Annotated in this window: 9 protein-coding genes and 3 pseudogenes; 4 read left to right on the top strand and 8 right to left on the bottom strand. The window is 70.3% G+C overall.

The window, feature by feature from the left end; genetic code table 11:
• From x551_RS13615 to x551_RS13595, 6 genes and pseudogenes are all read right to left on the bottom strand, one after another.
• Positions 1–293, bottom strand: a pseudogene (locus x551_RS13615) (hypothetical protein); the annotation flags it as partial.
• A complete protein-coding gene (locus x551_RS13610; RefSeq protein ID WP_152543521.1) occupies positions 290–919 on the bottom strand; it encodes a sigma-70 family RNA polymerase sigma factor in 630 nt (209 codons plus the stop codon). The pseudogene x551_RS13615 and the gene x551_RS13610, both read right to left, overlap by 4 nt.
• Before the next feature lie 285 nt (positions 920–1,204).
• A complete protein-coding gene (locus x551_RS13605; RefSeq protein ID WP_051495819.1) occupies positions 1,205–2,293 on the bottom strand; it encodes an FAD-dependent oxidoreductase in 1,089 nt (362 codons plus the stop codon).
• Positions 2,290–2,541, bottom strand: coding sequence for a hypothetical protein (locus x551_RS25850; protein ID WP_051495818.1), 252 nt, complete (start codon positions 2,539–2,541; stop codon positions 2,290–2,292). Before x551_RS25850 ends, x551_RS13605 begins: the two co-directional genes overlap by 4 nt.
• A 113-nt stretch (positions 2,542–2,654) precedes the next feature.
• Positions 2,655–4,241 (bottom strand): malate synthase A, encoded by a 1,587-nt coding sequence (aceB, locus tag x551_RS13600; RefSeq protein WP_011827760.1) that lies wholly within the window; start codon positions 4,239–4,241, stop codon positions 2,655–2,657.
• A 25-nt stretch (positions 4,242–4,266) separates the two neighbouring features.
• Positions 4,267–4,977 carry a haloacid dehalogenase type II gene (locus x551_RS13595; protein ID WP_011827759.1) on the bottom strand — a complete coding sequence of 237 codons (711 nt, stop codon included), beginning with the start codon at positions 4,975–4,977 and terminating at the stop codon, positions 4,267–4,269.
• 109 nt (positions 4,978–5,086) lie between these two features.
• Here x551_RS13595 and x551_RS13590 point away from each other — a divergent pair, with 109 nt between their 5' ends.
• Together x551_RS13590 and x551_RS13585 are read left to right on the top strand one after the other, a co-directional pair.
• Positions 5,087–6,001, top strand: a complete 915-nt coding sequence (locus tag x551_RS13590; protein WP_036248993.1) for a LysR family transcriptional regulator — start codon at positions 5,087–5,089, stop codon at positions 5,999–6,001.
• Between the two features lie 150 nt (positions 6,002–6,151).
• Entirely contained in the window at positions 6,152–7,381 is a 1,230-nt protein-coding gene (locus tag x551_RS13585; RefSeq protein WP_051512026.1) for a DUF3047 domain-containing protein, read from the top strand.
• Positions 7,382–7,411: 30 nt separating this feature from the next.
• On the opposite strand, the gene x551_RS13580 is transcribed toward x551_RS13585, so the two are convergent.
• On the bottom strand, positions 7,412–7,699 hold the full coding sequence (locus x551_RS13580; protein WP_011827756.1) for a PsiF family protein: 288 nt from the start codon (positions 7,697–7,699) through the stop codon (positions 7,412–7,414).
• A gap of 145 nt (positions 7,700–7,844) precedes the next feature.
• Positions 7,845–9,188, bottom strand: coding sequence for a serine/threonine-protein kinase (locus x551_RS13575; RefSeq protein ID WP_051495817.1), 1,344 nt, complete (start codon positions 9,186–9,188; stop codon positions 7,845–7,847).
• Positions 9,189–9,318: 130 nt separating this feature from the next.
• Here x551_RS13575 and argS point away from each other — a divergent pair.
• Positions 9,319–11,003: pseudogene (gene argS, locus x551_RS13570) on the top strand (arginine--tRNA ligase).
• An 11-nt stretch (positions 11,004–11,014) separates the two neighbouring features.
• Positions 11,015–11,303 (top strand): annotated as a pseudogene (locus tag x551_RS13565) (hypothetical protein); the annotation flags it as partial.

Below are 11,303 nucleotides of genomic sequence, written 5' to 3'. Positions count from 1 at the left end.
GCCGGGTCGTTGGCAGCCGGCAGGGCCGCAGCACGCGTCGGAATCTCCGCCGCCGTGGCCGGACCGGAGCGCAAGCGGGCTTCGATGGCCGGCCACAGGCCGGCCGACGGCTCGGCCGGCGCGACGCGGCCCGCGAGACCGAGAAGGCGGTCCTGCCACGCGTAGACCTCGGCCTGGAGCGCCGCGTCCTCACCCAGCGCACGTTCGAACTCGGCACGCTCGGACGCTCCCAGCGTGCCCAGCACGTACTCGCCGGCGGTGGCGCTGCGCTCGTGCGGATCGTCGAGGCTCACGACAGGCACTCCTTCAGCGACAGCAGACCGCGACGGATCCACGATTTGACGGTGCCGACCGGCGTGGCGGTCTGCTGCGCGATCTGCTCGTGGGTGTAGCCCTCGACGAAGGCGTAGACGATGCAGTCGCGCTTGCGCTCGTCCAGCGTCTCCATGCAACGCGACAGCGAGGCCGCGTCGGCATGCGGCAGCTCATGCACTGCGTTCGACGCGGCATGCTGGTCGGCCAGCGCTTCGAGTTCGTCGCCCACCGGCGTCTCGCGGCGCACGCGGCGCACCTCGTCGAGCGCGCGATGGCGCACCACGGTGTAGATCCAGCCGCGCGCCGACCCGAGCGCGCGCTGGTAGCTCGACGCCCGCTGCCAGACCTGCAGGAAGGCGTCCTGCAGCACGTCGTGCGCCATGTCACGGTCCCGCACGATGCGCAATGCCACGCCGAGCAGCCAGCGCGCCTCGCGCTCGTAGAGCGCCCGCAGCGCGAAGCGTTCGCCACGGGCGCAGGCTTCGAGCGCCGACTCGTAGTCGAAAGGATCGGCCGTGCGGCGGGGGGGGACTGCTGGACATGGGCGGATTCTGTCAGCACATGCCGGGGCTGCGTACCAGCAGGGCGAGGCGTGGGTGGGCATGGTGGGATTCAGGGGAACGCGGCAGGCGCGGCGCGATGCACCGGCCGATGGTTCCGGTACTACGGAGCCGAGAGTCCTGCGGATGCAGCCGCCGGGATGCACCGTGACGAAATCTGATGTGCGGCGGGCTCTTGCGTCGCATTGCATGCTCGTACCGCGCGCTGCAGACCACGCCGCCGGGTGAGCGGCTACGTTCGTGTCCCCCGCGGCCGGCCCCACGGGCGGACCGCGGGGGACACGAGCGCAACACAGCGGCCCGGCGCGGCGCTCGCATGCAATGCTGCATCACACCGTCGCGACTGCAGTGGCACTGGCCTCGCGTTGCCGCCGCTCCTCGTCGCTGCCGAGTTCGGCGCTGCGGGTGAAGCGCAGGTGGGTGATGTCGGGTGGGTAGAACATGCCCCAGAACCACTCGAAGAAGATGCGCAGCCGTCGACCGAAGGACGGCATCTGCGACAGGTAGTAGGCGCGCCACACCAGCCAGGCCGGCCAGCCGGTGAGCGGCAGGCCGGCGACCTCGGCCACGCCCTTCAGGTGACCGATCGAGGCCATCATGCCGCGCGAGCGGTAGCGGAAGGCCGTGGTCGGTGCCCCGGTCACCACCGCGCCGAGGTTGCGCGCGAGGTGCTGCGCCTCGCGTACCGCGAACTGCGCCGTCGGCGGTGCGGTGCTGCCGTCCAGCGCGTTGGGCACGCAGGCGCAGTCGCCCACCGCCCACAGCCCGGGATAGCCCGGTACCGACAGGTCACCGGCCACCACCACGCGGCCCCCGCTGAGGGGCAGGCCCAGCCTGGCAAGCAGCGGGTTGGCTGCGGTGCCGATGGTGCCGATCACGGTGCGCCCCTCGATGAATTCCCCGTCGCCCAGTTGCACGCCGTCGGCCGTGATGCAGGTCGCCCGGGCCATCAGCCGCACGTCCACACCGCGCTCGCGCAGCGAGTTCAGCGCGGCGACGCCGAGCCGGGGCGACAGCTCGGGCAGCAGCCGGTCCAGCCCCTGCAGCACCGTGACGCGCAACTCGTCGGCCGCCACGCGCGGGTAGTAGCGGCGGATGCTCGCGAGGCAGTCGACCAGTTCGCCGGCCACCTCGACACCCGAGAAGCCGCCCCCGACGACGACGAAGTGCCCGAGCGCGCGGCGCGCCGATGCGTCGTCCTCCAGCTCGATGCAGGCCAGCCGGCGCAGCACCGTGTTGCGGATGTGCATCGCGTCGCCCACGGTCTTGAGCGGCAGCGCGTGCTCGGCCATGCCGGGCAGCAGGTCGAGCCGGGCCCGGTTGCCGACCGCGAGCACCAGGTGGTCGTAGGCGAGTTCGCGCTCGCCGGCCAGCGTGCGGCAGACCAGGCGTCCCGCGGTCAGATCGACCTGCGTCACCGACCCATGATGAAGCGGCAGGCGCCGCCCTGGCGCGTCATCTCGCGCACCGGCACGACCACCTGCTCCGGGAAGACCGACGCCCCCACCGCTTCCGGCAGCATCGGATTGAAGGTGGTGTAGCTCTCGTCGGAGAGCAACGTCGTTTCCACGCCGGGCGGCAGCCGGCGGTGCAACGAACGCACGAGTTGGGTGCCGGCAAAGCCGGCACCGACGATGAGGATGCGCGTGCAGGGTTCGTCGGGCATGGTCGACTCGGTGTCAACCCGCACTCATGCACGAACCGTGCGCACCGCGGCGCGCCGCGTCGCGGTGCACGGCGGGGACGGGCTGCCCCGCAGCCCGTCCTTCACGGCCTCGATCAGATCTCTTCGTACAGCGGCAGCGTCAGGAACTCGGCGAACGCATCCTGGGTGCTCATCTGCTCGAAGATCTCGGCCGCGCGGTCGACCGTCTGGCCTTCGTAGCCGGCGTCCTTGATGCCCTTGAGCTCCTCGGCCACCATCTTGCGCACCATGTCGGCGGTGACCTTGCGGCCGTCGGCGAGCACGCCCTTGGGACTGCGGATCCACTGCCACACCTGCGAGCGCGAGATCTCGGCGGTGGCGGCGTCCTCCATCAGGTTGTAGATCGGCACGCAGCCGTTGCCGGCCAGCCAGGACGCCAGGTAATAGATGCCGACGTTGATGTTCATGCGCAGCCCGGCCTCGGTGATCGGGGCCTCGGGCGCGAACTCCAGCAGTTGCGCGGCGGTGATGTGGGTGTAGGGCTTCTGGCGCTCGATCTGGTTCGGGCGGTCGCCCAGCACGTCGACGAACTCCTTCATCGCCGACTCGACCAGGCCCGGGTGCGCGACCCAGCCGCCGTCGTAGCCGTCGTTCGCGTCGCGGCGCTTGTCCTTGATGATCCCGGCCATCGCGATGGCGTTCTTCTCGGGGTCGTTCTTGATCGGGATCAGCGCGCTCATGCCGCCGATCGCGGGCGCGCCGCGCTTGTGGCAGGTCTTGAGCAGCAGCAGCGCGTAGGCGCGCATGAAGGGCGCCGTCATCGTGACCTTGGCGCGGTCGGCCAGGCAGAAGTCGCGGTCGTTCTTGAACTTCTTGATGCACGAGAAGATGTAGTCCCAGCGGCCGGCATTCAGCCCGGCGCTGTGCTCACGCAGCTCGTACAGGATCTCGTCCATCTCGAACGCGGCGAGGATGGTCTCGATCAGCACCGTCGCCTTGATCGTGCCCTGCGGCAGGCCGATCTCCTTCTGCGCGGCGATGAAGATGTCGTTCCACAGCCGCGCCTCGAGGTGCGACTCCATCTTCGGCAGGTAGAAGAACGGGCCGGCGCCGCGCTCGATCTGCTCCTTGGCGTTGTGGAACAGGAACAGCGCGAAGTCGAAGATGCCGCCGGAGACGCGCTGGCCGTCGACCAGCACGTGCTTCTCGTCGAGGTGCCAGCCGCGCGGGCGCACCTGCAGCGTCGCGATCTTGTCGTTGAGCTTGTAGGTCTTGCCCGCCTGGCCCAGCGTCAGCGTGCGGCGGATCGCCTTGTACAGGTTGATCTGACCCTGGATCTGGTTCGCCCAGACCGGCGAGTTGCTGTCCTCGAAGTCGGTCATGTACGAATCAGCGCCCGAATTGAAGGCGTTGATGACCATCTTGGCCTCGACCGGCCCGGTGATCTCGACGCGACGGCACTCCAGCGCCTTCGGGATCGGCGCGATCTTCCAGTCGCCTTCGCGGATCGCCTTCGTCTCCGGCAGGAAATCGGGGCGCTCGCCGGCATCGAGCCGCTTCACGCGTGCCACGCGCGCGGCCAGCAGTTCCTGGCGGCGGGGCTCGAAGGTGCGGTGCAGCTTGGCCACGAGCTCGAGCGCCGCCGGCGTGAGGATGGTCTCGAAGCCCGGCAGGATCGCCGCGTTGATCTGCAGGCCGGCGGGCAGTTGGAGGGTCGTCATGGTCAGCTCCTAGGGACAGGGAGTTTCAGGTCTTGGGAAAGAAGTCGAGCACGTCGCGCAGGCTGCTGCCGGTGCGCGTCGGCTCGGTGTCGAGGGCCTCGAGCGGCAGCTTGAAGCGGTTCACCCACAGCGTGCAGTAACCGTACCAAGTCGCGCCGATCGCGTCCCAGCCGTTGCTGGAAACGAACAGGATCTGCCGGGCCGGAATGCCCAGCGCCTGCGGGCCCAGCGCATAGGCGGCCGGGTCGGTCTTGAAGCGCTGCACGCTCTCGACGCTGAGCACGTGGTCGAGCAGGCCCTGGCCCTTGTCGTCCACGTAGCCGGCGCTGCGCACCGCGATGCCCAGCATCTCGGGGTCGCCGTTGCTGAGGATGCCCGTGGTCACGCCGCGCGCCTTCAGCGCCGTCAGCACCGCCTTGTTCTCGGGAAAGGCACCGAGGTGGCGGTACTGGTTGAGCAACTGGGTCTCGCGCTCCGGCGTCAGGTCGAGCTGCAGCCGCGCGCAGGCGTAGCGCAGCCCCGCGCGCGTGAGCTCCCAGAACGGCCGGTAGCGCTGGCTCATCGACACCAGGCGCGTGTACTCGATCTGCTTGTCACGCCACAGCACCGCCAGCGCCTCGCCCTGGCCGGGAAACAGCTGCTCGGCCAGCGTACCGACGCTGTAGACGTCGAACAGCGTGCCGTAGGCGTCGAACAGCACGGCTTGGACGGACAGGGACGGCTTGGGTGACTTCATCGAGAGGCCACTTTATTACGAACCTGAGTGCGCATTTAGCGACCGATTTGCGCTTGATCTTTTACTGGAGCATCAGTAATCTGCCCCGAATCCGCCCCACTTGCTCGCCATGGATCGCCTCAAGCAGATCGAATCCTTCGCCGCCGTCGCCACCAAGGGCAGCCTGACCGCTGCCGCCGCCGCCGAGGGCGTGGCACCGGCCGTGATCGGCCGCCGCATCGATGCACTGGAAGAGCGCCTGGGGGTGAAGCTGCTGGTGCGCACCACCCGGCGCATCACGCTCACGCACGAAGGCAGCGCCTTCCTGGAGGACGCCCAGCGCCTGCTGACCGACCTGGCCAATGCCGAGGCCAGCGTCAGCGCCGGCGGCGTGAAGGCGAGCGGCCACCTGCGCCTCACCGCGCCGGCCGGCTTCGGCCGGCGCCATGTGGCGCCGCTGGTGCCGCGCTTCGCCGAGGCGCACCGCGACGTGTCGGTGTCGCTGAACCTCAGCGACCGGGTGGTGGACATCGTCAACGAGGGCTACGACTGCGCGGTGCGGGTCGGCGACCTGCCCGACTCCAGCCTGGTCAGCCTGCGGCTGGCCGACAACCGCCGCCTGTGCGTGGCGGCCCCCGCCTACCTGCAGCGCGCCGGCACGCCGCAGCATCCCGGCGAACTGGGCCGCCACCAGTGCCTCACGCTGAGTTCGAACGCCAGCCAGGCGCGCGGCTGGGCGTTCAGCGTCGACGGCGAACTGACGCACCTGCGGCCGAGCGGCCGCTACGACTGCTCCGACGGCCAGGTGCTGCACGACTGGTGCCTCGCCGGCCACGGCATCGCCTGGCGCAGCACCTGGGAGGTGGAGCAGGAGGTGGCCAGCGGCGCGCTGGTCACGCTGCTCGACGACTTCGCGGCGCCGCCGAACGGTATCTACGCGGTGTTCCCGCAGCGCAAGCACCTGCCGCTGCGCGTGCGGCTGTGGATCGACTTCCTGAAGCACACCTACGGCGATTCGACCTACTGGTCGCCCGCGATGCCCTGAATCGCACCGGGGGCGATCTTCCCGGCCCGCCGCGGGCAATCTGCTCTGCGGCGACCGGCCCCCTGGCTCCTAAGGTGACGTCGCCCGGCATCGCGCCGGGCCGGCCTGCCGCAGCGCGGCGCCGCGACGATCCCTACAGGAGACTGCCTCATGACACTCCCGCTCCCGGCGGCACGACGTTCCCTCCTCGCCCTCGCGCTGTGGGCCGCCGGCATCGCCGCGGCCGTGGCCGTCGCGACGGCCACGGCCGCACCGCCCCCACCGTCCGCGGTCGACCACGGCGCCTTCGAGACGGCGGTGCGGCAGGCCGTCGCACCCCAGGCCGGGCAGGCGATCGTGGGGCTCAAGGTGCTGCACCTGAGCGGCGATGTCGGGCCCTGGCTGGACACCGGCCTCGCGCTGCTGCCCGGCGACCGCGTCACGCTGTTGAAGAGCGGGCGGGTGTGGTGGTCACGCGCCTACGCGCTGTCGCTCGACGCCCCGATGGCCGTCTGGAGCCGCATCGGTGACCAGGGCCCGATCTTCCGCGGTGAGCGCGCGACCGACACTGTGACCGCCGACCGTGCCGGTACGCTGCAGCTCAAGCTCTATCCGGGACTGCGCTGGCTCGACGAGACCGGCCGCTACGCGGGCGAACCGGCCGCCGCCAACCCGGATGCCGGCGGCGGCGTCAGCGTCGCGCTGCTGCAATGGCGCGCCGGCGTGCACATCGGGTCCGAACTGCAGCGGCTCGCCGCGCTGCCCACGGTGGTGGCCCCTGGCCGCGGCCGAAGTCCAGCGCCTGGGCGGCGCACCACACCGCCACCGGACGACTGGCACTACCTGTGGGAACTCGGCCCGGCCGAGATCTTCACCGAGGTCGAACACCCCACCGGCCCCGGCCACCCGCCCCGCGCGATCCGGCTGCACACCCGCGACGATGTCGGCATCCTGCAGAAGGACACTCCCTTCGACCTGACGCCCGACACCGTGCTGCGCTGGCGCTGGAAGGCGGAGCGACTGCCGGCCCGGGCGCCCGAGAACCAGGTGCCGACGCACGATTACATGAGCATCGCGGTGGAGTTCGACGACGGCCGCGACCTCACCTTCCTGTGGAGCCACAGCCTGCCGGTGGGCGAGATCTTCGCCTGCCCGCTGCCGGCCTGGAAGGACCGCGAGACCCACGTGGTCACGCGCTCAGGCACCGCCGATCTGGGCCGCTGGGTCGAGGAATCGGTCAACCTGCACGCGCTCTATCGCCGGGCGATCGGCGACCGGGTCCCGGCGCGCGTGACGCGCGTGTGGCTGATCGGCGTGAGCCTGTTCGGCCACGGCGAAGGCCTCAGCGAGTTCGGGCAGATCGTGCTGCAGGACGGCGCACGCCGGCTCGAGGTGTACTGAGCCGGGGCGGTGGCCGTCGCGCAGCGGCGGCTACTTGCTGAGGCACTCCTTCATGAAGGCCTTGCGCTCGTCACCCTTCATCTCGCCGGCGTCCTTGTTGCAGCTCTTCATCTTGTCCTGCTGGGTGGCGGGCTTGGCGGACAAGCACTTCTTCATGAAGGCCTTGCGCTCGTCGCCCTTCATCTCGCCGGCGTCCTTGTTGCAGGTGGACATCTTGGTCTGCTGCGCGGTCGGCGCGGACGCCGCCGCATCGGCGGCATGGGCGGGCAGCACGAAGGCGGCCGCACACAGGGCCGCAGCGTTGATCAGCTTCTTCATCGGATCTCCTTCGCTTGGGGTCGGGGCATGCGGCGGGCACCGCCGCAGCCATTGAAGCATGGCCCCCGTGCACACCACAAGCGCCTGAACGGCGGCGCGCGACCGGCGTTGACGCCGATGGCTGGCTGTCAGGCTGGGCGCGTGGTCAGGCGATCCGTCGCGGATGCGCCAGCGCCTCGTGGGCCACGTGCAGGCGGCGCACCAGCACGCGGATGAAGGCCTCGTCGAACAGGTGGCGGCAGCCGGGACTGAGCCGCGCCATCGAGTCCGGCGTGAAGGAGATCATCGTGGCCGGCGCGACCACCGTCACGTCGGTGCTATGGCGGCGCAGCTCGGGGTTGGGCGCCAGGTAGGCCATCTCGCCGACCGAGGTGCCCGCGCCGAGGTGCGCCACGCGCTGGCTGTCGCGGTACACGTCGACCGCCCCCTCCGCGATGATGTGGAAGGTGTTGCCCTCCTCGCCACGGCGGTAGATCAGGTGGCCCAGCGGATAGCGCTGCCAGGCGCAGCGGTGCACCACCTCCCACAGCTCGACGTCGCCGAACTGGCTGAAGAACTCGAGCGCGCGCAGCAGCGTGAAGCGCTCCGAGTCGAGCACGCCCTGGACCTGGCCGCGCGGCACCTGGCGGTTGGCCACCAGCGCCGACAGCGCCTGGGCGAACTCGTCCCAGTCCGCGTAGCGGTCGTCGGCGCGCTTGGCGAGCGCACGCTGGATCACTGCGTCGAGCGCCGGTTCGACCCCGCCGCGCAGGCCGCACAGCGAGGCGGGCTGGGCGCTGTAGATCTGCGCCATCAGCACCGACTGCGCGCTCGCGTCGAACGGCGGGCGGCCGGCGATCAGGTGGTAGAGCACCGCACCGAGCGAGTAGACATCGGCACGGGCGTCGAGCGTGCCGCCATCGAGCTGCTCGGGCGACATGTAGGCCAGCGAGCCGACCCGGAACACCTGGGTCGTGTCGGCCTGCAGGTTGAGCACGCTGCCGAAATCGCTGACCTTCACGTCGACGATGTCGCCGTTCGCATTCGTGCTGGCCAGCAGGTTGGCCGGCTTCACGTCGCGGTGGATCAGGCCCTGGCGCGACACATAGCCCAGCGCCATCGCGCACTTGAAGCCGATTTCCACCACCTGGTCCAGCGGCAGCAGCTGGTCGGCGCGACAGAACGGCCGCAGCGTGGTGCCCGCCACGTGCTCCATGACCACGTAGGGCTCGGTCGGGTCGGGCACCGCGTCGAAGATCTGCACGACATTGGGGTGCTGCAACCGCCCGACCAGCGCCGCCTCGGCCGCGAAGAAGCGCGCGTGCAGCGCGCCGTCGCTCACGTCGGCCAGCGCACTGGCGCGCACGCGCTTGACGGCGACGTCGCGCTCGTTGAAGTCGTCCCGGCACAGGAAGACCTCGCTGGTCGCGCCCTCGCCGAGTTTGCGCAGCACACGGTATTTGCCGATGCGTTCGGGCAGGGCGTCGGAGGAAGCGGGGGATGGACTCATGGCGGAGGCAAGTGTGGCCGCATCTTTCCACCGCCCTGATGTCAGGGACGGGGATGCCACGCTCGCCGGCCCGCCCGCCGTGAAGGACTGCCCATCGATCGCGTACCGACCCCGCCCCTAGAATCCGGCGATGATCCGTGCCCAGCAAGAGCTCCTGGCGGCCCTCGGCGATGCACTCGCCGAACTGGCGCCCGAGCAGCCCCCGATTGCCGCCTTCGAGAGTCCGAAACAGGCCGCCCACGGCGACCTCGCCATCACCTCGGCGATGCAGCTCGCCAAGCCGCTCAAGCGCAATCCGCGCGAGTTGGCCCAGGCCCTGATCGACGCACTGCAGCGCCGTGAAGCGGTGCAGCGCTGGGTCGCGGCGCTCGAGATCGCCGGCCCCGGCTTCATCAACCTGCGGCTCAAGGACAGCACCAAGCAGCAGATCGTCGCCGAGGTGCTGGCGAGCGGCACCGATTTCGGCCGCCAGCCGGCCACGAGCGAGCGGGCGCTGGTCGAGTTCGTCTCCGCCAACCCTACCGGCCCGCTGCACGTGGGCCATGGCCGCCAGGCGGCGCTCGGCGATGCGATCTGCAAACTGTTCGAGACGCAGGCTGGCAGGTCACGCGCGAGTTCTATTACAACGACGCCGGCGTGCAGATCGGCACGCTCGCCGCGTCGACCCAGGCCCGCCTCCAGGGCCTGAAGCCGGGTGACGCGGGCTGGCCGGAGAGCGCCTACAACGGCGACTACATCGCCGACATCGCCGCCGACTTCCTGGCCCGCAAGACCGTCAAGGCCGACGACCGCGAGTTCACCGCCTCCGGCGACCCCGCCGACCTGGACGGCATCCGCCAGTTCGCCGTGGCCTACCTGCGCCACGAGCAGGATCTCGACCTGCAGGCCTTCGGCGTCCGGTTCGACCACTACTTCCTCGAATCCAGCCTCTACGCCACCGGCCGCGTCGAGGCCACGGTGGGCAAGCTGGTCGCGGCCGGCAAGACCTTCGAGGACGGCGGCGCACTGTGGCTGCGCACCACGGACTATGGCGACGACAAGGATCGCGTCATGAAGAAGTCCGACGGCAGCTACACCTACTTCGTGCCCGACGTGGCCTACCACGTCAACAAGTGGGAGCGCGGCTACCACAAGGTCATCAACATCCAGGGCAGCGACCACCACGGCACCATCGCGCGGGTGCGCGCCGGGCTGCAGGCCGCCGACGTGGGCATTCCCGCGGGCTACCCCGACTACGTGCTGCACAAGATGGTCACCGTGATGCGCGGCGGCGAGGAGGTCAAGATCTCCAAGCGCGCCGGCAGCTACGTGACGCTGCGGGACCTGATCGACTGGACCGGCAAGGACGCGGTGCGCTTCTTCCTGATCAGCCGCAAGGCCGACACCGAGTTCGTGTTCGACGTCGACCTGGCGCTGAAGAAGAACGACGAGAACCCGGTCTACTACGTGCAGTACGCGCATGCGCGCATCTGCTCGGTCATCGTGCAGTGGCGCGAGCAGCAGGCCGGCGACCCGGCCACGCTGGCCCAGGCCGATCTCGCGCGGCTGGTGGCCCCCACCGAGGCCGCACTGATGCTCAAGCTGGCCGCCTACCCGGTGATGCTGAGCGGCGCCGCCGAGAGCCTGGCGCCGCACGACGTGGCGTTCTACCTGCGCGACCTGGCGGGCGCCTTCCACAGCTATTACGCGGCCGAGCGCTTTCTCACCGACGACCCGGCGCTGAGCCGCGCGCGGCTGGCGCTGCTCGCCGCCACCGCGCAGGTACTGCGCAACGGCCTGGCGGTGCTCGGCGTCAGCGCCCCCGACAGGATGTGACCGGAGCTGCCATGCCCTTCTTCCCCTTCTCTCGTCGCTCGTCGCAGCACGGTGGCTTCATCGTCGGCCTGATCGCCGGCCTGCTGATCGGCCTGGCGCTGGCGCTGGGCGTTGCGCTGTACGTCACCAAGGTGCCGATCCCGTTCATCAACAAGGTCCCGCAGCGCACCGCGGAGCAGGACGCGGCCGAGGCCGAACGCAACCGCAACTGGGATCCCAACACGCCGCTGCATGGCAAGAAGCCGGCGCCAGCCGCCTCCGGCGCCGGTGTCACGGTGGCGCCCGCGGCCTCGGGTCCGG

Source organism: Methylibium sp. T29 (assembly GCF_000576205.1).
Taxonomy (GTDB): domain Bacteria; phylum Pseudomonadota; class Gammaproteobacteria; order Burkholderiales; family Burkholderiaceae_C; genus Methylibium; species Methylibium petroleiphilum.
Note: the sequence above shows the minus strand (reverse complement) of the source record. Positions and strands in the feature narration are given on the sequence as shown.